Origin of the sequence: Bacillus sp. FSL W8-0183 (assembly GCF_038006825.1) — a bacterium.
Classification (GTDB): domain Bacteria; phylum Bacillota; class Bacilli; order Bacillales; family Bacillaceae; genus Bacillus; species Bacillus altitudinis.
Genome location: NZ_JBBOVY010000001.1, coordinates 1,825,197 through 1,850,578, shown reverse-complemented (window position 1 = coordinate 1,850,578; position 25,382 = coordinate 1,825,197). Strand labels below are relative to the sequence as shown.

The 25,382-nt window shown below is 38.8% G+C and carries 34 protein-coding genes and 1 pseudogene; 3 read left to right on the top strand and 32 right to left on the bottom strand.

Features of this window, described 5'->3' with window-relative positions; translation table 11 throughout:
• Position 1: 1 nt before the first annotated feature.
• From NSQ64_RS09665 to NSQ64_RS09525, 30 genes and pseudogenes are all read right to left on the bottom strand, one after another.
• Positions 2-877: a hypothetical protein gene (locus tag NSQ64_RS09665; RefSeq protein WP_341016188.1), complete on the bottom strand. Its 876-nt coding sequence runs from the start codon at positions 875-877 to the stop codon at positions 2-4.
• A 20-nt stretch (positions 878-897) separates the two neighbouring features.
• Positions 898-1,830 (bottom strand): phage minor head protein, encoded by a 933-nt coding sequence (locus NSQ64_RS09660; protein WP_341016185.1) that lies wholly within the window; start codon positions 1,828-1,830, stop codon positions 898-900.
• Positions 1,827-3,347, bottom strand: coding sequence for a phage portal protein (locus NSQ64_RS09655; RefSeq protein WP_341016181.1), 1,521 nt, complete (start codon positions 3,345-3,347; stop codon positions 1,827-1,829). The genes NSQ64_RS09660 and NSQ64_RS09655 overlap by 4 nt, the downstream gene beginning before the upstream one ends.
• A pseudogene (locus tag NSQ64_RS09650) lies at positions 3,347-4,646 on the bottom strand (PBSX family phage terminase large subunit). The gene NSQ64_RS09655 and the pseudogene NSQ64_RS09650 overlap by 1 nt, the downstream one beginning before the upstream one ends.
• Positions 4,647-4,657: 11 nt before the next feature.
• A complete protein-coding gene (terS, locus tag NSQ64_RS09645; protein WP_341016178.1) occupies positions 4,658-5,542 on the bottom strand; it encodes a phage terminase small subunit in 885 nt (294 codons plus the stop codon).
• Between the two features lie 47 nt (positions 5,543-5,589).
• Positions 5,590-5,838: a hypothetical protein gene (locus tag NSQ64_RS09640; RefSeq protein WP_341016175.1), complete on the bottom strand. Its 249-nt coding sequence runs from the start codon at positions 5,836-5,838 to the stop codon at positions 5,590-5,592.
• A gap of 140 nt (positions 5,839-5,978) precedes the next feature.
• The gene (locus NSQ64_RS09635; protein WP_341016173.1) at positions 5,979-7,256 is read right to left on the bottom strand and encodes a site-specific DNA-methyltransferase; all 1,278 of its coding nucleotides are present in this window, start codon (positions 7,254-7,256) and stop codon (positions 5,979-5,981) included.
• A gap of 54 nt (positions 7,257-7,310) precedes the next feature.
• Positions 7,311-7,655: a structural protein gene (locus NSQ64_RS09630; protein ID WP_341016171.1), complete on the bottom strand. Its 345-nt coding sequence runs from the start codon at positions 7,653-7,655 to the stop codon at positions 7,311-7,313.
• 126 nt (positions 7,656-7,781) lie between these two features.
• Positions 7,782-7,928 (bottom strand): hypothetical protein, encoded by a 147-nt coding sequence (locus tag NSQ64_RS09625; protein ID WP_341016168.1) that lies wholly within the window; start codon positions 7,926-7,928, stop codon positions 7,782-7,784.
• Positions 7,929-8,455: 527 nt separating this feature from the next.
• A complete protein-coding gene (locus NSQ64_RS09620; RefSeq protein ID WP_341016167.1) occupies positions 8,456-8,896 on the bottom strand; it encodes a rhs-associated protein in 441 nt (146 codons plus the stop codon).
• A 14-nt stretch (positions 8,897-8,910) separates the two neighbouring features.
• The gene (locus NSQ64_RS09615; protein WP_341018272.1) at positions 8,911-10,431 is read right to left on the bottom strand and encodes a T7SS effector LXG polymorphic toxin; all 1,521 of its coding nucleotides are present in this window, start codon (positions 10,429-10,431) and stop codon (positions 8,911-8,913) included.
• A gap of 87 nt (positions 10,432-10,518) precedes the next feature.
• On the bottom strand, positions 10,519-10,881 hold the full coding sequence (locus tag NSQ64_RS09610; protein WP_341016164.1) for an ArpU family phage packaging/lysis transcriptional regulator: 363 nt from the start codon (positions 10,879-10,881) through the stop codon (positions 10,519-10,521).
• Positions 10,882-10,927: 46 nt separating this feature from the next.
• Positions 10,928-12,085, bottom strand: a complete 1,158-nt coding sequence (locus NSQ64_RS09605; RefSeq protein ID WP_341016161.1) for a helix-turn-helix domain-containing protein — start codon at positions 12,083-12,085, stop codon at positions 10,928-10,930.
• A 31-nt stretch (positions 12,086-12,116) separates the two neighbouring features.
• A complete protein-coding gene (locus NSQ64_RS09600; protein ID WP_326241645.1) occupies positions 12,117-12,878 on the bottom strand; it encodes a DUF5986 family protein in 762 nt (253 codons plus the stop codon).
• A 102-nt stretch (positions 12,879-12,980) separates the two neighbouring features.
• Positions 12,981-13,187, bottom strand: coding sequence for an XtrA/YqaO family protein (locus NSQ64_RS09595; RefSeq protein ID WP_326241646.1), 207 nt, complete (start codon positions 13,185-13,187; stop codon positions 12,981-12,983).
• Positions 13,188-13,258: 71 nt separating this feature from the next.
• The gene (locus NSQ64_RS09590; RefSeq protein WP_341016157.1) at positions 13,259-13,543 is read right to left on the bottom strand and encodes a hypothetical protein; all 285 of its coding nucleotides are present in this window, start codon (positions 13,541-13,543) and stop codon (positions 13,259-13,261) included.
• A gap of 132 nt (positions 13,544-13,675) precedes the next feature.
• A complete protein-coding gene (locus tag NSQ64_RS09585; protein WP_176966937.1) occupies positions 13,676-14,362 on the bottom strand; it encodes a hypothetical protein in 687 nt (228 codons plus the stop codon).
• Positions 14,350-14,799 (bottom strand): RusA family crossover junction endodeoxyribonuclease, encoded by a 450-nt coding sequence (locus NSQ64_RS09580; protein WP_341016154.1) that lies wholly within the window; start codon positions 14,797-14,799, stop codon positions 14,350-14,352. The genes NSQ64_RS09585 and NSQ64_RS09580 overlap by 13 nt, the downstream gene beginning before the upstream one ends.
• Positions 14,796-14,990, bottom strand: a complete 195-nt coding sequence (locus NSQ64_RS09575; RefSeq protein ID WP_101677353.1) for a hypothetical protein — start codon at positions 14,988-14,990, stop codon at positions 14,796-14,798. The genes NSQ64_RS09580 and NSQ64_RS09575 overlap by 4 nt, the downstream gene beginning before the upstream one ends.
• Before the next feature lie 14 nt (positions 14,991-15,004).
• Positions 15,005-16,297: a replicative DNA helicase gene (gene dnaB / locus NSQ64_RS09570; protein WP_341016147.1), complete on the bottom strand. Its 1,293-nt coding sequence runs from the start codon at positions 16,295-16,297 to the stop codon at positions 15,005-15,007.
• On the bottom strand, positions 16,269-16,556 hold the full coding sequence (locus NSQ64_RS09565; RefSeq protein WP_075623713.1) for a replicative helicase loader/inhibitor: 288 nt from the start codon (positions 16,554-16,556) through the stop codon (positions 16,269-16,271). Before NSQ64_RS09565 ends, dnaB begins: the two co-directional genes overlap by 29 nt.
• 5 nt (positions 16,557-16,561) lie before the next feature.
• Positions 16,562-17,422 carry a hypothetical protein gene (locus tag NSQ64_RS09560; protein ID WP_341016144.1) on the bottom strand — a complete coding sequence of 287 codons (861 nt, stop codon included), beginning with the start codon at positions 17,420-17,422 and terminating at the stop codon, positions 16,562-16,564.
• A gap of 214 nt (positions 17,423-17,636) precedes the next feature.
• Entirely contained in the window at positions 17,637-18,437 is an 801-nt protein-coding gene (locus NSQ64_RS09555; RefSeq protein ID WP_341016142.1) for a PD-(D/E)XK nuclease-like domain-containing protein, read from the bottom strand.
• Positions 18,397-19,317 (bottom strand): hypothetical protein, encoded by a 921-nt coding sequence (locus NSQ64_RS09550; RefSeq protein WP_341016140.1) that lies wholly within the window; start codon positions 19,315-19,317, stop codon positions 18,397-18,399. The genes NSQ64_RS09555 and NSQ64_RS09550 overlap by 41 nt, the downstream gene beginning before the upstream one ends.
• 110 nt (positions 19,318-19,427) lie before the next feature.
• Positions 19,428-19,649 (bottom strand): YqaI family protein, encoded by a 222-nt coding sequence (locus NSQ64_RS09545; protein ID WP_025092875.1) that lies wholly within the window; start codon positions 19,647-19,649, stop codon positions 19,428-19,430.
• A 32-nt stretch (positions 19,650-19,681) separates the two neighbouring features.
• A complete protein-coding gene (locus tag NSQ64_RS09540; protein ID WP_340959341.1) occupies positions 19,682-19,873 on the bottom strand; it encodes a hypothetical protein in 192 nt (63 codons plus the stop codon).
• Between the two features lie 189 nt (positions 19,874-20,062).
• Positions 20,063-20,233: a hypothetical protein gene (locus NSQ64_RS09535; protein WP_155267116.1), complete on the bottom strand. Its 171-nt coding sequence runs from the start codon at positions 20,231-20,233 to the stop codon at positions 20,063-20,065.
• Positions 20,234-20,509: a hypothetical protein gene (locus tag NSQ64_RS09530; protein ID WP_341016137.1), complete on the bottom strand. Its 276-nt coding sequence runs from the start codon at positions 20,507-20,509 to the stop codon at positions 20,234-20,236.
• Between the two features lie 67 nt (positions 20,510-20,576).
• Positions 20,577-20,846 carry a group-specific protein gene (locus NSQ64_RS20965; protein WP_445684642.1) on the bottom strand — a complete coding sequence of 90 codons (270 nt, stop codon included), beginning with the start codon at positions 20,844-20,846 and terminating at the stop codon, positions 20,577-20,579.
• The gene (locus tag NSQ64_RS09525; protein ID WP_119124875.1) at positions 20,847-21,044 is read right to left on the bottom strand and encodes a helix-turn-helix transcriptional regulator; all 198 of its coding nucleotides are present in this window, start codon (positions 21,042-21,044) and stop codon (positions 20,847-20,849) included.
• 300 nt (positions 21,045-21,344) lie between these two features.
• On the opposite strand from NSQ64_RS09525, the gene NSQ64_RS09520 reads away from it, so the two are divergent.
• The 3 genes from NSQ64_RS09520 to NSQ64_RS09510 are packed head-to-tail and all read left to right on the top strand — an operon-like array spanning position 21,345 to position 23,416.
• The gene (locus tag NSQ64_RS09520) at positions 21,345-21,764 is read left to right on the top strand and encodes a helix-turn-helix domain-containing protein (protein WP_119124874.1); all 420 of its coding nucleotides are present in this window, start codon (positions 21,345-21,347) and stop codon (positions 21,762-21,764) included.
• A gap of 18 nt (positions 21,765-21,782) precedes the next feature.
• Positions 21,783-22,226 (top strand): ImmA/IrrE family metallo-endopeptidase, encoded by a 444-nt coding sequence (locus tag NSQ64_RS09515; protein ID WP_335365787.1) that lies wholly within the window; start codon positions 21,783-21,785, stop codon positions 22,224-22,226.
• Positions 22,227-22,267: 41 nt separating this feature from the next.
• A complete protein-coding gene (locus tag NSQ64_RS09510; RefSeq protein WP_341016131.1) occupies positions 22,268-23,416 on the top strand; it encodes a tyrosine-type recombinase/integrase in 1,149 nt (382 codons plus the stop codon).
• Between the two features lie 119 nt (positions 23,417-23,535).
• On the opposite strand, the gene glnA is transcribed toward NSQ64_RS09510, so the two are convergent.
• Complete coding sequence (gene glnA / locus NSQ64_RS09505; RefSeq protein WP_007499421.1) at positions 23,536-24,870, bottom strand: type I glutamate--ammonia ligase; 1,335 nt, start codon at positions 24,868-24,870, stop codon at positions 23,536-23,538.
• 60 nt (positions 24,871-24,930) lie between these two features.
• Entirely contained in the window at positions 24,931-25,341 is a 411-nt protein-coding gene (locus NSQ64_RS09500) for a MerR family transcriptional regulator (RefSeq protein WP_007499423.1), read from the bottom strand.
• Between the last annotated feature and the right edge of the window lie 41 nt (positions 25,342-25,382).

The window sequence follows — 25,382 nt, the reverse complement described above, 5'->3', positions numbered from 1 at the left end:
TTCATTCACCTCCTTTCATTGTAAAGCGTCCTTTGTACTTATTTTCATATTCTTTTGAGGCTTTTTTTTCATTCCTTACTTTTTCATCACCTTCTGTGAACCTTCTTAAAAACGGCAATTTCCGAACTAACTTATTTGGGATTAAAAATTTAAAGAATTTATATAACCAAATCGATTTTTCCTCATCATTTAGGAAAATTGCTAAATTAATTATTAGAATGGGTAAAAAAAGCAAAACACTAATCATAAAGCTATCTATAACAAAATCATATATATTTTCATAGTAATAATTTTTAAGCAACTTATCCGATATAATTAAATACATCATAAAACCAGTTAAAGTGACAGAAAAGATAATCGTGTGACTTATAAATTTATAGCATTTCAAAAACAATCTAAACCAAATATTCCCTGTTTTTTCAACGATTAAATGCCATTGCATGTCCTTATTAACAACTCTGTGCTCCGCATAGAATACTTTTTCTATCGCATTTTTTAAATCAACGAACTTTATCATAAATTCATCTAACTTTTCACTATTTTCATTTAACAAATAATCATAATATAGCTCTTCTAATTCAAGAAATTGTATGATTATACGCTTGTCTTTTAACTTAACAATAGAAGCGTGATCATTCGCATATTTCTCAAAAAACGCATCTAATTCTCTTGATAGATCAGATACTTTACTTCTATTTAATATATTCTTCATAGAGATATAAAGTGCACCACTAGAACCTGTAAGACTTTCAGCTATAATTTTCCGGTTTTTTTTAATTTCATTTCGTTGCGTCACCAATATAGATGTAAGAAATACTGTTAATATAGATCCTAGAATTACTCCATAATCTTTTATAATACTAAGAATAAGTTGCATTTATCTCTCCCCTTTTCTTTTTATACGAAAGGAGATAGGATTTGTTTCAAATTATTAATTCTTCTAATTTCTTCTTTTTCCTCAGCTGACAACCCTAGAATAACAGGATCAACCACAGGACCAACCGCACAATGACAATTTACTCGCTCTTTGGGAGAAAGCGTGGTATCTCTCGGAAACACACAACGCTCTCCGCTGCCTGGTATCTCGAATTCCTCATCCAAAGGGATGATCGTGCCATCCAGCTGCACATGACTTTCTCTGGACTGGTTCTTTTTCCCGCCGCTGTGTTTCCATTGTTTTGCCGTCACAGCTGGAGATTGTACATATGATTCATGTTGAGCAACAGAAGAAGCGGTCAACACTTCAGTTACAGCTGTCACACGTGCGCGCTTCCGGCTGAATTCAGGAAGGTCCTTCAGCTCCAATTCAATCTCCTGAATAGACCGGCCTTCTTTTATGCCCTCTTTCAAGGTTTGTTCAATAGCCTCATGAGTATTCAGCTGCATCAGCTGCGCCAACTCTTGAGACCAAGATTCAATCCACTCTTCAGTTCTGTCAGATAGAACCTTGAAGGGAATATCTGCATCGATGGAATTCATGATTTTCTCGGCCAACTGCGTGACCGTCAACGTCAAGAAAATGGCCGTTTCTTTTCCAAACAGCTCCGCAAATTCATCAGCTGCAAACAAGTCATTTTGAAAGAACGCTAGAATTGATTCTAACGTCTCCGAATCATCCTTGGATATAAAACCATTCAGAGCGTTCAAAAATGTCCTGCGTTGCAATCTGAACAATTTAGCGGTGATTTTTTCGTATTCCTCCACTAAAGATGGAATGTCTTGTAGTTCAGGGAAATCAGCCACCGCCTCTTTGAGTTCCTCAACCTCATCTGCTTCCGCTTTTTGCACAAAAGTATTGATGTTTTTTATCAGTTGATCGATCTTGCTCATTTGCGGATCTCCTCTAGTTCATCCCTAAGGTCTTTGAGGATCGATACCAATTCATTCTGAGAACCTGCTGACTTCTGAAAAACCGTATCAAGCAAGCTAGTTGATGCCTTTGGCTTAGCCTCAATTGGTCGGTGATATTCTTCCTCTGGCCATTCTTCAAGTGTCTTACCAAGAATACGGCCAGCCAAATCACGCAGGTCATTCGGTGAAACCGCTCCTGCTTGAATAAACGGCGTAAGAACCTTTGCGATTTCGAGCGGATCACGAAAGTCAGGACCATTTAATATGAGTCGCACATGCCAGAGATCAAGATCAGGAAGAAAGAGTGTGTTGAGCTTGCCAGTGATGATCATTCTTTCAGGCTGAAATACCTGTTCCTCTGTAGTCTTTCGAGCGGTGTCAGCTGTGGCCTTGTTATAATCCTGTGATTCGCCTGTGTAGATCGGCGGCAGACGGAAAGAAGAACGTATCTTGTTTCTCGTCTTCTCATCGTATTCCAAAAAGAGTGCATCTTCCTGAAGAATCTCGGCCAATGATTTTATATCCACCTTCACATTAGCCGGCTCTTCATCGTTCGATATCTCATCCTTTTTGGGAATCCCTTCAACTTCCAACAAAAGAAACTTATGTGCATTGTCTGATCCCTCGATGCCGTTCATGTATTCCTGCAGCTGTTCATACGAGGATTCAGACAGCATGCCATTTTCCACTGTGATGGCGGCCGGCACATGGCGACCTTGTTTAAAGTACAGATAGTTCAGTTCTTCAGCTTTGCGCGCTCCATACATATTGACGATGTTACCAATCCAACGAGGAACACCATATGTACCGCTGCCGATCTTAAAGTGAATGACTTCGCTTGCTACAAGGTCAGAAGGGGTGTCTTTGCTATATTCTCCCGTAGCAGCGTTCATTGTCCTTGGATCACCGTATTCCTTAAAGAAAATTTTTTTAGTGTTGACCTGCTGCACATACTTCCTGAATCTTTTCTTCCGTTGCAATGACTTCACTTGTCCACTTTCTGTGTATCGGAATTCGACATCAACAGGATCACTCAGCTTACAAACTCGTAAGTATTGTGCATCTAGGTACTCAATGCCTGCAGGCTTCCCTATACCATCTCGAAGCACTTCGACAAATCCATTTCCTGTTTTCTCTCGGTCTTCAATCACATACCCTAGAACCACTTCGGCTGACTCATCATAGTTCATGTATTTCGTAAACTCTTCAAGTCTTGTCCATTCCTTCTCTGCGGCCTTCTTTTTTGCTGGTTTCACACCTTCTGCATTAAAATCAAAGGCATATTCTACACCAAAACCAAAACCTAAAATATTGGTCTTATACGCATCAATGCATTGCTGAAGAATGGTAGAATACTCCGCTATTTGTTTGAGCTCCTTGATATTGTATGGCGGCTCAATAATGCCATCAGCCTCATAATTAAATCCATCCTCATGAATTTGTTTGGTCGTTTCAGAAACAGTTGATTTGATCACAGTTGCTTTCACTTTATTCATCAGCGTGACCTCCTTTCTCTGTTCGGGCGTGTCCGCTCTTTTGGTTTCTCTTTCAGATCGGTGACCTCATAGTCATCAAGCGCATACCAGATGGCCGATAAGGTATGAGGATCAATCTTAAACTCGTCTTCTATGATGTTACCGTTCTTGTCTGTCTTGTATGTGAGCGGCTGAAGCTCATAGATCGTGTTTTTGCATGCATCGGAACAAATGATTTTTTTGAACCGCTTGATCTTCTTGGTGTACTGCAAGCGTGATCCTTGGAACTTGCGAGCAGCCACCATGTTGTATCCCATCTTCCTGAAGTATGCGATTGTTTTCGGTTCAGCTGCATCCGCTTTGATCAGCTCTTTTGTTTTGGCAAATTCGATGAGCTCTTGTACAGTTTCATCATCGGTTGTGCCCTTTTGATAATACTCCCAATAGATGTATAGATATTTCTTCTCGTGATCGACGGCCAGTCGAACCAAAGCGTTATATGACTCTACGAAACCAAAGTCCATGCCCGCTCTAAGTAAAGGCCGGTTTATATTTGAGATGGCCAGCATCACATCTTCATGCGGCTGCACCTCGAATTGTGGCAGCACACGAATTCCATTTATGCCAAAATGACCTTTTCGAGCTATTCGATAAAGGTCTGGATCGTATTCCTTTAGTTCGTCCAGCTGCTTGATGTAACTGACCGGAAGGAACAAGTTATCTTCAGCTGTAGAATGATGATAGTACGTATCGTTGATAGCGATCGTTCGCTCTTTATATAACCTTTCATCATCCAGGATAAATCGGTTGTTTTGATCATCCTTAAAGAAATGTCTGTACGTCCAATTATCCTGCCCGACAGGGTTCGTTGATAAGATCATGTGCAGCTGCAGCGTTGGGTGACGCAAACGACCAAGCAGCTCCTTGAATCCCTCGTACTTCACTTCTGAACATTCCTCAATCCATATGATCGAGATGTTGTTGATCGACTTCAATTTGGTTGGCTTGTCCAACCCTTTGAAGATGATCCGGCTGCCGTTGTGAAATTTAAGCATGAGCGGTGATGTGCGGCACTGAATGACATGATCGAGTCCCTAGATCATTCACGATCTCTTCAAATAAAGAAAACGTGGAATCTCTGTGCGTGTCATAGACTTCACGAATCACAAGAGCGGTTCGCTTTTCATCTAACAGCTTCAGAATTAGCTTCAGGGCAATATGATAGCTTTTGGATGAGCCGTAACCGCCCACCAAGAACTGAAACTTTTGATCCCAATCAAAAAGAAAGTCCTCAAAATGTGGATTGACTTCCTTCTCCATCATTTGAACCATCAGCTATCACCTTTATTCTTCCGCTTAATTGTTATTTGTACAGAATCATCGACAGGTCGAGCGGTGATCCGCTCCAGCTCTGCTTCTCGTGTTCTATTAGCGAGATCGAGACCACGCAGCCTCAATTCATATTCAGACATAGTTTTCATTATGTCGACTTTCTGCCTAATGGCTTTATCACGTTGTGCGGTCACACGTGTCAGAGCATCTTCTATGCTCAATATCTTCTCCAGCAGCGGTGAATCTGTCTCCTCAATCTGGACCACTGCTAGACGTTCATTAGTTATTGGAACAGCTTTAATCAGACCATTTTTATCTGGAGCCTGTACAACGTCTTTCATCTTCCGCATTTGCTGCAAGACTGTCCGCTGCTTATCAGTCAATCCATTCTCGTATTTAGTGATCAAGCGCATCATTCTTGTTTCACGAACGCTCAATAATCGTATTGATAGATCAATTTGGTACAGAGGATCGGTCTCAACTTCAGTAAATAGCTTCTGTTCCTTTTCATCCATGTACTCAAACATGATCGTTTCATATTCACCGGTCTTGAATGAATTTTTGTTCCCTTTAGGAGCTGCGCCACCCCTGTTGCCTTTAGCATTTTGGTTACCAGGTGGCGCTTTACCTCCTTTATTACCTCTGGCGTTTTTACTCCCTTTCGGAGCGCCAGGACGTTTAGTAACGTTACCATTGGATTTCCCTTTTGGTTTAGTAACGTTACCATTCAATTTCTCATCCCAAGAGTCTTGGTTCTTCCATTTGCGGATAAGCGTTTGGGAACACTCTAACTCTTCAGCAATGTCTTTCAGTAAGCGGGTTCCATTGCTTTCCTTCCACAACTGGAATGCCTGATCTCTTTTAGGATTTCTCGGTCTAGCCATTACATATCACCCACCTCCGAGCTACTGAATTAAGTTTGAGTTTGTTTTCAAATATCGTCATGCTTCTGTAATTCGATGTCGAGTTCTATGAGCTTCTTCAGATCTTCCACAGTAGACAACTTGATGCTTCCTGCTTTAAAGTCTCTAACCCATTGAGAGATGCAAGCTTGTGCAATTTTACGATAGTTTTCTTTTGATTTATCAATACCTTCAGCCTGTTCAGCTTGAAGGATCATAAGCATTTCTTTCTTTTCTTCGTCAGAAAGGGAACGTGTGTTTGCATTTTCTGTTGTCATTCTCCCTGACCTCCATTACAATAGTGGATGAGAGCGTGATATTTTCCCACAAACGCGGCCGCGTCTTGATCACGCTCTTAGGCAGGGAGGTTCTTTCTGTCTTTGAAGGGAGGGTGTTGTCAGCACCCTCTTTTTTTATTTTATAAAGAAGAAACCAACTCAGGTTCAATTCCAGTAAATTCAGTGAATCTCTTTTTAATTACATCGCAAAAATAAGGATCAAGCTCCAAAAGAAGGGCTTCTCTGTCCGTTTGTTCACACGTCATCAGAGTTGATCCGCTACCTCCGAAGAAATCTACTACTCGATCGCCTTTTTTGCTGCTGTTACTTAATGGGATATTAATAAGATCAAGCGGCTTCTGTGTAGGATGAACATATTTTGTAGTATCACCGCGGGAAACTTCCCAAATTGTTGCTGGTTCTCCTTCTTCAGAGGTATCAGCTCTCCAAACAGTAACTTGTTTTCTATCTCCATACCAATTAGGTGAATAGCCTTTTTTGAATGCATAGAAAACCGGTTCGTGCATGTATTTATATTGCGCCCATCCGAATGTCGGTGAGTTTTTTACCCAAATACACTGTGATCTTATATCAATATCTGCGTGACGCATCTCATTCTCAAAAGCGCGTTGATATGAAGCAGCATGAAAAACATATATAGCTGCCTTTTCGTTCATGATTCTTGAATAATTCAGGAACACTTCTCTTAAAAATAAATCAAACTGACCATCATCCATAGAATCGTTTAATATTGATGCATGGCCATCATCATTTAACTTTTTACTATCACTTTTCACCGCTACATTATAAGGTGGATCAGTTATGACTAGATCTGCTTTATGGCCAGACATCAATCGGTCAACATCCTCTATCTTTGTCGCGTCTCCACACACTAGGGTATGCCGGCCAAGCCGCCAAACATCCCCATACTTTGTTTCTGGTTCTTTTATATTGTCTAGTGCCTCTTGCACATCAAAATTATCTTCCTCAACAATCACGATCTCATTTTCAATAGAAACACTGTCTAATAGATCTTCATATTCTTCTTCAGTAAATCCAATAGTTTCTAGATCAAGATTGTTATCCTTTAGTTCTGTTAGAAGTTTTTCAAGTTTGTTTTCATCCCAATGGCCACTGATTTTGTTTAATGCTACGTTTAGGGCCTTTTCATCCTGGTCATTTAAAGAAACCACTGATACCAGAATTTCAGACGGTTTATCTTCCATCAATACTTTGAAACGTTGATGACCGCCTACAAGGTGACCTGTCCGTTCATTCCAGATTAGCGGATCAACGTATCCAAACTTATCTATGGATTGTTTTAGTGAATCGTACTCGTGATCTCCTGGCTGCAGATCGATGCGGGGATGATATGGTGCAGGATTAATTTTATGTACGGGGATTGTTTTGATATTCATCGATGTTTCCTCCTATAAAACAAATGCTGCCGCCCTGAAGGCGGCAGCAGCTGCTTACTTGATGTAAAATTCGCTAGTGTAGAATGTCCCAAGGGTTGCAACATGATTGCCCTTTTTATCGTAACGTTCCACATCAACTTTAAAGCGATAAGTGCCTTTCTTGTTATCAAGTGATTCCTTGATACCGAATTCATCGTACTGTTTTTCTCCTGGATTAAGCGGGTTAGGTGAATTCGTTTTGATTGTGACCCACTTCCCATTAACCTTTCTTTGTGGAATAAGGTTGGGACCAGCACTAAAGTCGTTGTGGTTTTGCACCGCAATTTTTACAACCTTATCCTCTCCGATTTTGTGATTTGCTTTTGTTGGATTCGCAGATACTCCAAATCCTGATGCCATGCTCATCATCTCCCTTTTTATATTTTTGCGCTCCTATCCCTCACCAAAGCACCTGCAGCCATACACCCAAAAGACGACTGTTCCCAAAATTCATCGTTTTCTTCGGACCCGGCCGCCTTGTCGTTGCTACGTTTCGCGTCTCGTTCCCATGATTTCTCCCCAATCTCGCTTTGTTATCGGATCAGCATTGCTCTTCTTCTTTCGATTAGAACCAGGAGCAATGCGCTTTAATTGCTTCGTTGTTTCTACGGATAAAGAATCTCTGTTCTTCATGTTCATACTCTCCTTGCCGAATAAGCACCACCTTACGCTATTCGCTTAAATAGATTTTGAAATGATGACTACACTCCGAGAGGATGCCAAGTCCAGTCAATCATCAAATAAAATGAAAAACTGTCCTCGATACGGCCGCCGCAGACCAGCTGCTATCCAGGCTCAGAATGTCCCTCTCGTATGGCCACATTCCTCAACACCTTTGTTCCGTATCCAGATACGCCATTGATAAGGGAAAGACGCGTCTCCCAATAAAAAAGCGGACACCAATCAAGGCACATAGAGTGCTCAATGATCAGCGTCCGCAGGTTCTTCCTTCTGGACAACATATTCACGTTCGTTTTGCTTGTCTCTATCATACGATGATCCACTTAGGAAAAAAGGTCCCCTTTTTATCCCCCTTTTTGTCGGTTTTTTCTCGGCTTAAAGCCCAACAAACACAAAAAACCTTGAAAGGCATAAAGCCAATCAAGGTTTTTTACTTCCTACTATAAATCTATTATTTTTACTATACGTGACACTTGAAATTATTTCTGGTTTAAACTAAAACCGAAATCCAAATAGTTTTCATAAGAAATGCACATACACCAATCACCTTCTAATGATATAAAGTAGTGGTGCTGTGGGACATCTAAAAAATAGGCTAGTAACTCTTCTATATGCTTTAATTCAAACTGGTACCCAAACTCTGTAAGATTATCCCCTATGTAAATTACTTGTAAGTTATTATCTAAATATTTTTCTTTTAATTCAGTTATAAATAGAAGAGCATCAGGAAGTAACGATTCATTATTTGAGTTCATACTATAATGATTTTTAGTTTGCAACCAATCTATTTTCGAACCATCAAATTCAAATTTTTGTTCTAATAAATCTAAATAAATTTCTGGATCTTTATTTACTTTGACACAATTAAGAAGGTCTTTTAATTCCAAATCCTTTATTAGATCTTCATCATAAGTATTCAATAAAATTAACCCCTTTATCTGAAATGTTTTTGTATTTTTTTCACTGTTTTTTCGGATGCATCAAATTCAAAATGTGGTCCCTTTTCTTTCCCAGCCCAAACGTTAATATGAGCACCACTCCTACTATCATGCTCGATTCGGAAACCTATTTTACCGTCCTCAGTTTGTCTACCTATAGGTTTATTTCTAGTGTATCCAAACTTTCCAAAGGTTTGTTTTTCAGATTTAAAGCCTCTTTCCTCCAACCAAGCCAGTGCTTCATTTCTAGATTGCTCGTATGACTTGTTTTTATTTGTAGCCTTAACCCCTATTTTACTGTGAATCCCTTTCGCCCCAATCGGCAAAAGCATTCCTAGCGCCGCATTCATACTCGCTTGCTGCTGTTCTTTTGAGACCTTATTACCAAACATATCACGGCCCGTAATCGCTTCGCTGAAGCCGTTGGTTGCGGTGAGGCCATATAAACCTTTTTGAGATGTTTTTAAGGCGTCAAAGGATTTTTGCGAAGTCTTGTAGATGTCGACTGCTCTGACTGCGGCTGATGTGGCTTGGGTGGTTTTATAGACAGCCTTTCCGCCTTTGAAAATGCGCCCTGCCCAACCGACAATTGGGATGTAGCCGGCTGCTGCCATGCCGCCTGCGGCGACTCGCTGTCCTGCGGTGAGTTCTTCACCTGTGATCGGATCGACACCTGTTGCGGCACGTTTTGCATCGTTCACTCCGGTCAACTCATTTACAATGTTCCCCCCATAATCAAGGGCTTTTTCATACCAAGGACGGTTGGCAAGCGCTTCTTGTTCCTTTGCAATCTCGCGGGCTTCTTCTTGTTCTTTTTTGATTTTGAGATATTCAGCAGTTTGCTTCTCAATATCGCTTTTTGCCTTATAGATTTCACTATCTTGAAATGCTTTTTTGTCAAAATTCATAGGTGAAATGGATTTTCCGTCATTTGTCGCATTCATCATTTCTGAGTACAAAGCCATTGTAGCTTGTTGCTCCGTCTCTGACAAAGCATATTCATCTTTTAGATTTTGATCAAGCTCTATTAAATCTTTAACCGTCTTTTTTCGTTCGTCTTCCGCATCTGCAATCTTTTCATCAAAGGTTTTACTATCAAATACCTCTAGAGATATGAGGTCATCAATATCTTCGAAAATCGTTTTGAGTGCCTTTTTTTGATCCTTCACAATGCTTTTGGCATTCTTGATTCCCATATGTACAGCGTTGTCTAAAAAGTGTTCTTCTACAAAGGTGTCGCCGCCAAAGTTTGTATCATCAAGTGTCCCAGAAACACCTTCATGAAAGGCTTTCTGCTTATCGATGAAGCTGATAAACATGTCTACATTTCCGGCGAGCTCTTTGTAGAAACTTTTTATGTTATCCGCACCTTTCCCAGTGAAATCATCACCCAGGTTTGCCACGCCTTGAAGTGCCTTTTTTAAATCAACCATTTGTTCGCGGAGTTCCTGATAATGTTTCGCCCTTGCGTCCATGGCACTGGTTAGTGCTTTAGCATCAAGTATCTTCCCCAGCAGAGTTCACTCCTTCCTATTCATTGACAAGGTCAATTTTACCAACACAAAACTTGTCATTAAATAGGAATAAAGATACAAAAACAGCACTCAGATGATTCCAAGTGCTGTCGAAAGTTTAAACGTAGCTTGCTTTTTCAATTTGTAATATCGATCTTTCTTTAATCCTAGCTCTTCGCATACCTCAAGATCTTTGACGATTCGTGAAGTAAGGTACTTCATGCGAATAATGTCTTGTTCAATTTCGTCTAGGCTGTACTCTAGTGCTCTTTCTACCTGACGCACCTTTAGTACATTAAAAATTTCTTGGTTTCTAAGAGAAGCAAAAAGGCCTGTTGCACCGTGTGCCTCTTGCTCCTTTAGGTTTTCTACTTTTACTTTCAAAGCTTTATACAATTTCAACTCTTGGATCAAAGCAATGCGGACTTGTTTTTCATCAATTTCTGAAAACATACTTAGTTGCTCCATCTAAGAGGTCACGCTCCCTAAATAAAAGAAATTAGTCACTATCATTGCTTGGCTTTAAGCTAATAATTGGAGTACTTTGCTGACTGGGAGTGAGTGTACCTTCTTTTAATCCTAAAAGTATCTCTATTTCTTTCCTATCCAATGTTAAATGATTTTCAGATATACCTTTTACTATTTCATCTTCAGTTAATACACCATTTGCTAAAATCATATCAACAGCTTTCTGAAGCAGGATTGGATTTGGTACCTTTATAATGTTATCTAAAGGTTCTTTTCTTCTCCAACCTTTTTTAGATATCTGCCTCATCAGATATTGATATTGATTGTATGAAAGAGCATTCAATTGATAAGCTCTTACAACCATAGCGGCTATTGAAACTTTCCACTTTTTTTTCAGCTCCACATAATAATCTAATTTATTAGGGTAAATTAAATCATTAAGAAAAGATTGTTTAGGCAACAAAAATTCAGCTGCAAACTGATTAGCTTCTTGTTCAATTTGTTTAAACTCTTCTCTAGACATTAAATCTAAATCACATTGCCAATCATGGAGTAGTATGTGGCCAAGTTCATGGGCAGCATCAAATTGCCTTCTACTAGCTGATTTTTTTTCATTTCCCAAAACAATAAAATAATACAATTTCCCATCAGACCTTTGACTTTGACTAAAAGCGTCAATTTTCTCTTCATTTGTAGCAAAAGATGTTACAACGAAGCCATTCTTCTCCAGCAATCTAACCATATTGGGTATAGGCTCAAGTCCAAGACCCCAATAATCTCTCAGTTCAAGAGCAAGACCTTCAATCTCAGAATTATTTGTTGTGGCTGGGAGATTAAGCTCTGGAAATTGTACGAAATTGTCTAAGTATCGAAAGATATAAGAAAGTATTTTTGTTTTTTCTATTTGAGCAGCATGTTCTTTTTTATTTGTCGTTGCCATCGATCTAAAGTAAGTATTACCAATAGATATATTATTTTCATCCTGCTCATAAAAATAGTCCCTTGGAAATCCCAGACAATGAATAATATGCATGAGTGTTTCTAAACTAGGCGTATTTTTATTATTCTCATATTGAGATATAGCCTGTTTAGAAACACCAGCTTTCTCGGCTAGCCCAGCGATAGTAAGACCTCTATAAACTCTCGCTGATTTAAGCCTATTTCCATTGAATTGTTTTAAGTTATTCATATATACACTCCACTAATGAGAAGTCTAAATCTTAAGTATCTGAATCCTTCTCTTTTTCTGTTTTTCTTAGTTGTATGTCGTTTTCACCAGTATCTTTTTCTACATTTTCTCTGAGAGTTAAATCAATATCTTCGTCCTCAGTATCAACAGCGACTTCTGTCTCTCTATTTGTAAGATCATAATCTGCAGGAATAAATTCATTCCAACTTTCTTCATACGCAATCCCTAATGAAGGTGTTAAGATTAGGGCTGAAAAATCAACGATTTCATTCTTTTCATTTTTGAAAGTAAGAAGAACATATCTTTTTACTTCACCTGGTATGTGTTTCAATAAATCTTCAAGAACCACATTAACCTCTTTATTCCACGCTTTACTGTCCATATCAAATATGTCAATTTGTTTGTAAATAACCTCTGAAGCTTTCTCATCTTTATTAATAGACGAAAAAGCATCGATATAATGTATTTTGTCGCGGTTTGTTTTTTCTTGGATTTCAAAAAAACGATCTTTCCGCATTAACGTAAAGAGAGTGCCAGAAATTTTATCATAGATTAAAACAAATATCCACGGGCCACGTTTAGCTTTTACACAATCAAAATTTTGATGTGGTAAATTTCTGATTATATTTGTATTAGTGAAATCCCACTTAAGGAATTTAACATTATTATATGTCTCTAAATCGAACTCTTCTTTGAATGCTTTGACATCCTTATTAAAAGCGTCTGCTACAGACCTAATAATCAATGATTTGTGGTTATCTAAAATGGGAACTTTTGTTTCATCTAATGACATCTGAATCCTCCAAACTAATTATTTATAAATCATTTTTACATTTTAAGTGTAATTAGTCAAGTGGATTTCTTTTTATTGCACTCTTTATACAAAAAATTTCTTTTATAAATCTAATTTGTATGAGAAATTATAATTCATCCCAGTGAATTTGCCTTCTCTAGTCGAAATCTCCGTTTTACCATAGAGCGGTGTTTCAGCCAACACTACATTGTTGGAATGGCCATCTAGGATAATGACTTTCACTTCTCCTTTTTCAAAAAGCTGATCTATTGAGACGTTAGAGTCTATATGTTTGTAAGGAATATTCATGCACAAGGCCTCCCATGTTATAATGAATTGTCGAGATTCATTATAGCCGGAGCCTTGTGCTTCGGTTCTTTTTATTTGCCCTGAAGAGCTTGCAAATCACGTACACACATTTTAAAAAGATGTTCGTCCCTTAAATCTAAAGACAAATCAATCAAAGCTTTCAGATCGACTTCAGTCAGAACATCATCCAAATTTTCAGCCCAAGACTTTGGAACAACCAAGGTATTACCACTAAGGAACCTTACTAAAATGTCATCCTCAGCTACTTTAAGTACATAACCTTCTTTGTTAAGTGTTTCTCTTTTGCCTTTCCTAGATGCTTTGATCCAGTCTCCTTCTAAGAATTTGTTTTTCATCTGATAATCCTCCATCCTTTTCTGATCCGACTAAGCAGTTCATATTTTTTAAGTGGTTCATATAGGTGGACGTGCTGTCCATCCTCTTTGCGATAAAGCAAGAACCACCGTTTTGAGCGTTTGCGTGCCATCTTAGGCAGCACCGTCTTCCTCTTCTTTTTGATCATTCCCGCCAGAATCATCTTTCACACTTTGAGAGGAATCTAAATCTACATCAGCTGCTTCTTCATCTTTTTGCATCGGCACAGCTTCGTTGGCTTGATCCTCTTTCCAATCCCACCATTTTTCAGCGAGTGGAGCCACTGCAGCTCGGTAATCATTGATTAGATCAACGATAGCACCGGATGACATCTCAAGCTCTGAAGCCAATTTGCGGTATGATTCACCCTCAATGCGCCGTTTCACAATGTCAGCCATATTCTCTGGGAAACCTTCTTGCTCTGGTGCCATACCTTCTTGGATGAATTGATCTACCACTTCGCGTTTAATTTCCATAGGCTTTTCTTCAATTTGTGGTTTTTCTGCTGGTAAGCCCAATTCAGCCTCTAACTGTTCCGGCTCAGGCTCAGCAATGTGAACCACGCCGCTTTGATCTACTTGATAATTTACGATAGGCCGCTCAGTGTGAGCATTGATTTGAACGTTATAGCGGACAATATCGCTCTCAATTTCAACACGCACATCGTTATCAATCATTTCAGCAAGGTTTTGAATGCTGTTTCCTAGATCCTTCGTTGAGATTTCAAGGACCAATTCTGTAACACCTTTAGGCTTATGATTTACTTTCTTGACTGATCCATCAAAATTTACAAAAGACATATTTGTTCCTCCTCATGGGTTGGTGTGAGAGTTGAGACTTCGACTTCGATTCTCGGTGAGCTGCTGTAGAACTTACTTACATGTAAATCAACTATCTGGCTATCATCCTGCCAAATGACTTTATTTAGGCCATCTTTTATCCCTTTGATGTAGTTATCAACATCAGGCTTCTTGGCTGGTCTCAACTCACCTTTTTCGGCTGCTGCGGCCTTTTTCTTGCTAAAACTTTTTAGGGTGGATTTGTAAACTTTAACCCTCAATTCCAGAGGGCCTGTAAGTAGTTGATCAGGACGGTGATCACTTGCTGCCAATTTCACGTATTGTTTGAAGTCTCGTGACTTCTTGGGGTCGTATAACCTTGTCATTCCATTCATATGAGTAGCTCTTGGACGCCCCTGTGCAACCGGTTCTCCGTAGATGGTAAATGCTATCTTCATTCAGATGCCTCCATCCTGACGTTATATGTTAACACCCTGCTGCCACGTTGACTCTTGAGAGAGATGACGAGCATTTCAAGTTCATAGAGTGATAAATTTTCGGGATTCTTATCCAAACTAGCTAAATATCCAATACGAGTTAATTCGCTTAAAAGGTACTCACGACGCTGTTTGCTATTAATATTTGACATGTTCATCCTCCGTATCATAAAGCGGCTTCTATTTGCCGCGACAAGTTTACAAACCTTCCGTACTCTTTCATAAAGGCAGCATTTATTGTTCCAACTTCACCATTTCGCTGTTTAGCAAAGATGATTTCAACTATGTTTTTCTGTTCACTATCTTTGTTGTAATAATCATCACGATAGAGGAACGTAACGATATCAGCGTCTTGTTCAATGCTTCCTGAATCACGCAGATCAGACATCATTGGACGTTTATCTTGCCGCTGTTCAACTCCACGTGAGAGTTGTGAGAGTAAAATGATTGGGACATTAAAGCTTCTCGCCATATTCTTCAGCTCTTTTGTAATAGCTCCAACCTCATAGTTTTTGCTCTCAAACTTACCGATTGGGGTAATGAGCTGAAGATAATCAATGATCACTAAATGATCTTGATCAGGATGATCCTTTTTCGTTTTACGGATCTGTGACCGGATATCTGCGACTGTTTGAGTGGGCTGATCATGGATGTAGATATCTAATTTTTCGTATTCACCCATAGCTTTGTTGGCTCTATCATAATCTTGATCACTAAAGTACTTTTTCGGATTCCTCCACTTCGTGCCTTCAATTCTCCCAAGGCTACTTAACATACGGTGTGTTAATTGTGTATCTGACATTTCAAGTGAGAAAATATCAGTTACTCCACCCTTTAGTGCATTATTACAGCCTAGGTTAAGAGCGAAAGCCGTCTTTCCCATCGATGGACGAGCAGCCACGATTATCAAATCGCTTTTTTGCCAACCACCTGTCATGGCGTTCAAGTCCGCAAGACCAGTGTCGACTCCTGTAAGATCCCCTTGATCTTCTTCCATGCTCATGAATATCTCCGTCAGAACATCCATTTTCGTCCGATTAGCTTTAACTCCAACTTCTTGCACTTCAATGGTCTTTTGATAAAGCTCTGTGATCCCCTCATCGCATGGGGCATTAGCAAAAGCTAAAGCGGCACTTTGTAAATCTCTGAGTCTAAAAGCCTCGTAAATTAATGTTTCATAGGTCTCGAAAGCATGTTTTGAGGGAACAGTACTTGCAAGATTGGTGAAGTATTCAAAGCCTCCAATTGAATTTAAAAGGTCTCCCATAGATGCAGCGATATTGGCCAATTCAACAGGCTTACCTAGCTTGTCCACTTCCCTCATCGCTTCGAAAATCCGCTTATGCCGTTCTTCTGCAAAATGTCTGGGCTCTAGTGCCGTTTCCTTAATCAGATCACCCTCAAGGATGATACAACCTAATAAAAACTGTTCAGCTTCTACGTTTCGCAAATTTTGCATTTTGTTCCCACACTTTCTGTTTCGCTAAGAATTCATTTTGCTCTGGTTGTTTGATTTTGATCTCTGCGATAGCAGGTGGGAATCTTTTTTCAGCAATGTGCTGGTCGATCTTTTTTAAAACCTGTTCATAGGGTTGATCCTTTAGGTGATCAAGCCAAAGTTTAATTCTTTCTTTTCCGATCGCGTCTGTAGTGAGTTCAAACCTTGGATAGGCAGCTGCAATCCTTGTTAGGATAGACATTGCTTGCTCTTGATTCATGTCCATCAACCTCCTCCAAATTTAATCCCATTTTCTTTTGCGTATTGAGCCAGTGCGTCTAAATTACTTTGCCTATGCTGCTTTGGCTTAAATTCAGAAACATTGTTTTTAAGAGGCTGATGTTGATGCTGCTGTGCATGCCACCGATCAAGAATCGCTGATTCCAGGTATACAAAAGATTTAATACTGTCTGCTCTATGCTTTGGTTGATATTGATCGAATACCTCGTCGATCCACACCAATATGTCTTCAAGTGGGATTCGCTCCTTGAGAATCCTTTCAATGGCAGCTGAATCTTTTGGCGTTAACATCAACCCACCTTTTCGTGATAAGTACTTTTCTTCGATTTGCTGGAAAGGAGTTAGATCATTTTCTACTGAGGCTCTCTTTTCTTCTTCCTCTTCTTCTTTAATTCTTAAATTCTTTAATTCTTGATATAGTTCCGACTTCGTACCGCTTTCGTTCCGTCTTCGTTCTGCGATAGGTTCTTCTTCCGTTCTGGATTCTGTTTCGAGATCACTTGAAAACTCTTGATACGACTCGTATTTCACAATGGTGAACAGTGTTCCTAGTTCCGTTTCGCTAACAGTGATGATGTTGTTCGTAACAAGTTTCTTAATTGAACGCATAATTGTACTTTTAGACAGCCTTTTTAGCCCTCTTCCTTCTTTATAAGCGAGGTCCTCACATAGTTTTGAGTACGATCTTATGTACTGGCCCTTATTTAATACAATTCCATTCATTTTGAAGCCATCTTGATGACTTGCTCTCATAACTAATAAAGTGAACAGTCTAAAGGTAGTCACGTCATTCCATAATTCGTGTTCTAATATTTTTCGGTGTAACTTTACCCATCCAGTAGACAAATAACTTCCTCCTCTCCATCAACGTCAAATTAAGGCCTTTCAACCTCACATAGAGCGTACATTCCACTGATCCTAATAAAAGTAAGACCTGGCTCATTTCTTTGGATATAACCCTTTACATACGCTCTAAATAACGCAGCTTGATTACGACTTGATTTAGATAAAGACAGATACACAAACGGAATAGGAACTTTAATGATTAGCTTCTCCCTCACTAGCTGTTCACCAGTTCAGAAAAATGGATGATGCGGTTAAGACGATTTGTAGATCGACAATACTTACACTTTTCACATCTTCTCGGTCTTTCTCCACCATGCTTAACCTGAACGATCCGCTCCATGTTTTTTTCTATATCTTCTAACTCAATTTCCATCCTTGACTCATCAATATTGATAACTGCTTTATCTGGAGGATCTTCTTTTGATATGGCCACAATCAAAGGCTCTAACCATTCACTACGTCCTGCTTCCTGTCTTTCTAATTCCGCATAGAGAGCCATTTGAGCAATATATCCGTAGGCTTCTACAAATGAACAATAGCCAAGCTCTTGATCCCATATTCTTTCTCTAAGAGAGCGAGTCGTTTTAAGATCAGCAAAGCGGCCACCTGCAGGGTTGTACACATCGAGTTTTCCTTTCCAAGGTACTCCGAACAACTTACCTGTGATAATCACTTCTTTATCTCCTTGAAGAACAAACATGCATAAATCGTCATTCTGTATAGCTTCAATCATGAGATCAGCCAATTGATATTGTTTATACAATTGGCCCTTTTGTGTAAATAGAGCAGGTGTGTTCATCTTAAATTCATCAAAGGCCTGCTCTCCTTCAAGCCAGGCATGAACATATTGTCCGAATAGAAGAGCTTCAGAGGACGGCGGCTGCCATTCACCGTTGAGTTTTGCCATTGTAGCCGCCTCACACTCTAAGAAACTCTTATATTGAGAATTTGACATATAAACTCGGTCTATCTCGTTAGAGTAATAATTCTCCTTGTTTATTGTCGGCATCATCATTTGCTGGCTCACCAGCCTTTACATCACTCTCTTTTTGTTCCTGCTGCTTTAGAAACTCTTCTTCGATTTTGGATTTTGTGGCATTAGTAACACCTGAAGTTTTGACATTGAAATAATCCTCTTTCTTGGCCATACCATCACGAAGAGAAGTGTAGATGCGTCCTATTTTGAGATAATCTTGCTCAGTAAAGGCATCTAATTTGCTACCGACATATTCCTCGACCATTTCCTTCGTAACACCAAAATCAGCTTTAAATGTTGTTAATGCTTTTCTTAAGCGATCTTCTAAAGGCTCTTTATGGCCATCAATAAGTGTTCTTTGACACATATCAACTGCAGCATCAACAATGTCTCCTGGAATCACTCCAAGAATGCAGGCACGAACTCGACGTGCCCCTTGGTTTGCAACCAGTTCATAGATATCTCTTGGATCATTAAGCTTTGTAATGGCGCCTTTTGCTTTTCGTTCATGCTTTACCGTAAATATTTTGGTCTGGCGAGTATTGGTTTCAAGATCCCATGCATAAGCCATTACAGAAGATTCTCCAGCTTTTTGTTCGAGTTCCATGATTCCGTAATCAATGTTTCCCCAATTCTGTGCCAGAGCTTCAGCCAGACGAATTGAAGGACCTGATACCTTTGTGCCACCTCGTGGATATTCATAGACAGCATTCTCAGCTAATAGCCTACGCTCACATGCTTTCTTAATTCGTTCAAAGGCAGCATATACGTCTCTTGGAAACTTCTTTGCTATGACCATAGCTGCTTGTACTTCCTGTGCCTGCCGACTAACCATAGCTTCTGTTGTTACTGACGTTCCTGCTGATGGCTGTGAAGCTGCCATATAGTTTGAGTAATCAACATTTGACAATCCATTCATATAAGAAACCCCCATTGAATTTAGGTGCCAACCTGCTTATAATAGTGGTTGACACCATATTCTGTGTCTGGTTATTTAGATGAGAGTTCACTTGTTGGGAGTGAACTCTTTTATTTTGCTGTTTTAAATTCAAAATCAAGTTCCTCTGCAAGATATCGTTCTAGATTTTCTCGCAAGATCAATTCACCCGAATTTTTATCCTCAACATAGTCATCTTCTAGCAAAATTTCTGACCCATAAAAATCAATTCCAAAGTGTTCTTCTTGCCTCACCATATCTTTTGGATAGCCATATCTATTAATCTCTGTGATGATCGGATGCTCAATATTCATCTTTTTCCCTCCTCTTCTGTTTGGTGTAAGCATCAAATAATCTCTAATTTTGAGCGGATCGCATCTGCCTTTAGCTGTTGAAATTTCTCAAAGGCTTGTTTATCAGGAAATTGGAACATTGGCTTACCTTTGTTAGTCATCACAATTGATCCATTCACTTGTGATAGATAGAACTGATCAGACTGTCTCTCACTGAAAGGTTTAATAACTGGTTTAGTTCTCAAGACTTCTTTCCTCCTTAACACATTATTTGATGCTTATTCGCATCGTCCGACCGCGGATGGAGCATGATTTGAGGGGGTAGGTGTGCACTGTCCCATCCGCAAGCCGGACGACAAGAATAAGCCTTGTCGTGATCTCTAAATAACGCTATAATGAGATCGATCATTTTGTTATTCATGGTTTGAAATGATTTAAGCAGTAAGTGTCGGAGCTTGCTGCTTTTTTCTGTTTTCTATTTCCGTTCTGATCTGTAATTCCAGAGCGGCTAATAAAATGAGCCCTTCCTCTGTATGACGCATCTGACATTGTTTCACGATATCTTTCGCCTTCATTAAGCGACTTGCTGTGAACAAATACTTCATCTAGATCAATCCTCTCAATCTATTTTTTAGTGATTTTGGATATTTGATTTTTGTAATCCTCGCAGCCTGTTTTAATAAATGAACCTTAGCTTGGCTTTCGTAATGCTGAATTTGATTTAATGATTTTGCAATATCTTTGTGAGCTGCTAATGCCGTATCTATATCAGCACTCTCTAATGCTTTCATTAATCTTTTTTGTAGTTGTTCAATACAGATCATTTCAGCTGTTATCCCTTCATGATCAATACTCTTGAAAACTGAAGTTCGCTTTCTCATCTCATCCTCCTAAAGATCTTTTATAAGCTTCACCAAAAATGGGCATCGGTTTTCACCAATAACTGCTTTATCCCCTGGATTGTTCTTTCAACCAAGTTACTAAAAACTGTTCACATTCTTTAGCGGGAAAAAGCCATTTTGTACCCACTCGATATTTAGGGAACCTTGGATCATAAAAAAAAGTTTCTTTTATAAAGTTGAGACTCATGTTTGTTTGCTTACACAATTCTTTTGTGTCCCAAAATGTAACCCTGTGTTCTATTTGTTCAAGGCGTTTTGACAGCTCCCTCGCTACCTTTTCTTCTAAAAGAGTTTGATCGATTTGAAAGGTTAGCATTTACTCACCACTTCCTTTGATCCCTAAAATCTTTCGGATGTGTTTAGCATGCTCTTGCGCTTTCTTCCCTGTTTTTTTGCCGTTGATGATATCACTGATATAAGAACAGGAAACACCGAGAATTTCAGCCAACTCTTTCTGAGTGATTCCCTGTTTGTACATTTCTGACTTGACTTTGGCAGCTACGATGGCCGACATAATTCAATTTGCCTCCTTCCAAAAATAAGAGAAGCTAATTAATTAGCTAAATCTTGTTGACGTTTTTATGCGTATAGTTTAATATGAATCCATAGCTAAATAAGACCTTAAAAAGCCTGTTAACTGTACATTTCATTGCTCCCCAGCGCAGAAAGTGTATTTTATTTGGGTGCATTTTTTATTGTCTTTTAGCTAACTAATTAGCTTATGTCACTAATATTAAACTATAAGCATAAAATAATCAACAGTTTTTATGCTTAAAATTTAATATTGGTTGGCTGGCTCACAAGGATGGTTAATATGACGGTTTTTGACATAGTGAAAGAGTTGTGTAATGAAAGGAAAATTTCAATTAATGAATTAGAAAAATCTCTAGGCTATTCTAAAAACACATTATACAGATTGAAAACTCAAATTCCTGGGGCGGATAAACTTCAAAAAATTGCGGATTATTTTGACGTGTCAACTGATTACCTTTTAGGCCGCACTGAGGTTAAAAGAAGCTTTGATTTAACGGAAAAAGATGAGAGAGACATTCAAAAGGAATTACAAAAAATTATAAATGGGCTTGAAGGAAATAGTTATGCTGCCTTTGATGGACAGACTCTTGATGACATGGATGAAGAGGATAAAGAGCTTTTAATCGCAAGTCTTGAGAATACTTTAAGAATAGCAAAGAAAATTGCAAAACAAAAATACACTCCTAAAAAATATAGATAAGGAATGATATTGTGAATCATGGGGGATATTGCTGAAACTGTTTCAAAATTAAAAAGTAGATTTAATTCATCTAATCCTTTTTATATTGCCGACAAGCTAGGTATTATTACAATTCATGAAGATTTGGGAAAGACTCTAGGATACTATAGCAAACATTTTCGTACAAAATTCATTCATATTAATGAAAATGTTAGTGATAAATGTGCCCGCTTTGTATGCGCCCATGAACTGGGCCATGCATTGTTGCATAGTAATTCTAATACTCCATTCTTAAAAAGAAACACATTCTTTTCAACTGAAAAAATTGAAATGGAAGCAAATTTTTTCGCTATGCATTTACTGTTTTCTTCCATACAAGGTAGCATAACTCATTGTGAATTCAATGATTATGGCATCCCTAAAGAGCTTGTTCAAAATTACCACAATATTTTTTTGAACAAAAAACGAACATACGTTTCTTAAAAATGCTGGGAGCTGAATATAAAAGTGAGGAGTGAATAAACTTGGCAAGTTTTAGAAAACACCCTAATGGATCTTGGGAATTTAGAATCCGTTATAAAGATCCAATCCAAAAAAAGTTTAAAGAAAAATCAAAACGTGGGTTTAATACAAAAAAAGAAGCTCAAATGGCTGCTGCTGAAGAAGAGAAAAAAATCTTTAACGGATTTGAATTAGAGAACTACCCTTACCTACTAAAACTTTACCTTGTAGATTGGCTAAAAGATTATAAAGAAGGAACGGTACGGAAAAACACCTTAGAATTACATAAAAGAAATATTCATAATCACATTATTCCATACTTCAAAGATATTGATATTAAAGAGATTAAACCAATGTTATATCAAAAATTCATTAACTATCTTTGTGATCAAAAAAAATATAGTAAGCGAACAGTAGAGATTATTCATGGGACCATGCGAAACGCAATGGAAAAAGCAGTTATTTTGGGTAAAATCGAGAAAAATCCGTGTGTAGGCATAGAGATTAAAACTTCTAAGAAAAGAGAATACAACGTAGAGTTTATTAACAGTGATGAACTACCCCTTTTTCTAAGTACAGCTTATCAATATGGGTACATATATTATATATACTTTAAAACCTTGTTGAGCACTGGGATGCGAAAAGGTGAAGCAGCAGCTTTACAATGGACAGATATTGATTTAAAGAATAAAAAAGTAAGTATAACTAAAACTCTTGATTTTAGAGCAAAAAATCAAAACGAGCTATTCGGTGACCCAAAAACCTTTACATCAAAACGGATCATAACTATTGATCAACAATTGGCTAATGAACTACACGATTTAAAAAAACGTCAAAATGACGCTAAACTTGTTCTTAATGATGTTTACCTGCATGACTTGAATTTAGTATTCTCACGGAAAGATGGTTCTCCCCTACCGAAATCATCTTTATTCAATGCGTTTGAACGTATACTTAAACAAGCAGGTCTACCGAAAATGCCTATCCATGCCCTTCGACACACCCACACCGTTTTACTTTTAGAATCTGGGGCATCTATGAAATATGTTCAAGAGCGACTGGGCCACAAAAGCATTAGAGTAACATCTGATATTTATTCTCATATCAGCAAAAAAATTGACTTGGATTCAATGAATAAATATGAAGAGTATATCTCCAAGATAATGGAGTGATTTTTTTATCATTTTTTTGTGGGTGAATTGTGGGTGAAGGCTTCTTCATTTTGAAATATTAGAAACACCCACAAAAATAAAAACCCCCTGAAACCATTGGTTCCAAGGGGTTTTCTATATTAATACTGAGACATATACTGATCGCGTTCCCATGGGTGTACTTGGGTGCGGAACATATCCCATTCGATTTCTTTTGATTCGATGAAGTGCTCGAATAAGTGGTCGCCTAGTGCGTTGATCATGACTTCGTTTGACTTGAGCAGCTCAAGTGCTTCTGCAAGTGTTGCAGGTAAGTCAGCGATGCCGTTTTCAAGGCGCTCTTCTTTGTCCATGACATAGATGTTTCTGTCGATTGGCGCTGGTGCGTCTAGTTTGTTTTTGATTCCGTCTAGACCTGCTGCAAGTAATACACTTAGTGCAAGGTATGGGTTTGCAGATGGGTCTACACTGCGTACTTCTACACGTGTGCTAATGCCGCGTGATGCTGGAATACGAATCAATGGGCTGCGGTTTTGTGCACTCCATGCTACGTAGCAAGGTGCTTCATAGCCAGGTACAAGACGCTTGTAAGAGTTCACCGTTGGGTTTGTGACCGCTGTGAAGCTTGTTGCGTGCTTCACAATACCTGCGATAAAGTGTCTAGCCGTCTCGCTTAATTGTAAATCTGCTTTTTCATCAAAGAATGCGTTTTTGCCATTTTTGAATAATGATAGGTTACAGTGCATACCAGATCCATTTACACCGAACAATGGTTTTGGCATGAATGTCGCATGAAGTCCGTGCTTTCTAGCGATTGTTTTCACAACAAGCTTGAACGTTTGAATGTCATCACAAGAACGGATGGCGCCTGCATATTTGAAATCAATTTCATGCTGACCAGGTGCTACTTCGTGGTGAGAAGCTTCAATTTCAAAGCCCATTTCTTCAAGCTCAAGCACGATGTCGCGGCGGCAGTTTTCACCTAAATCTGTTGGTGCAAGGTCAAAGTATCCACCTTTATCGTTTAGTTCGAGCGTTGGCTCGCCTTTTTCGTCTAATTTAAATAAGAAGAATTCTGGCTCAGGTCCAAGGTTGAAATCACTAAATCCTAGTTCTTCCATTTCCTTTAAGATACGCTTTAAGTTGTTACGAGGGTCTCCATCAAATGGTGTTCCGTCTGGCTTATAAATATCACAAATAAAGCGTGCAACTTTACCTTTTTCTGCTGTCCAAGGGAAAATAACAAACGTGTTTAGATCTGGATATAGGTACATATCTGATTCTTCAATACGTACAAACCCTTCAATAGATGAACCATCAAACATACATTTGTTATCGAGAGCTTTTTCTAACTGGCTCACAGGAATCTCAACATTTTTAATTGTTCCGAGAATGTCTGTAAATTGCAGACGGATGTACTTTACGTTTTCCTCATTTACTAATTTTACGATATCTTCTCTTGTGTACTTTGCCATTTCGTAAAACTCCTCCCCTACAAAAGGTAAAATGTGTATAGCAATGCTTTTGCTAATCGGTTAACGGAAGAACCTTGACATATCCCCCTGCCTAAAGGTCGTTCCTTGTTGGAAACGTCCAGCCTGAATGAGTTCCTTCTTCAGTAGCTTCCTGAGTTCATCATCTGTCAAGTTGTGCTTCGCTGTGGTTTTCTCCTCTGTCTTTGTTTCAGACGATGGATTTTCTGCCTCAGCTTTGGCAAAAAGTTTTTTGATTCCTGCCATGTTTACACCTTGTTCGATGAGGTTTTTGATTTCTAGTAATTTATCAACATCATGGAAAGAAAATAATCGGCGATTCCCATCACTTCTCGCTGGAAATACTAAACCATTTTCCTCATAATAGCGAATTTGTCTTGCAGATAATTCTGTTAGCTGCATGACAATCCCAATTGGGAATAAAGGCATTGAGCGGCGAATGTTATCACTCATCTCAACTGTCTCCTCCTCTTTGCTTAAATTTATTATATGTC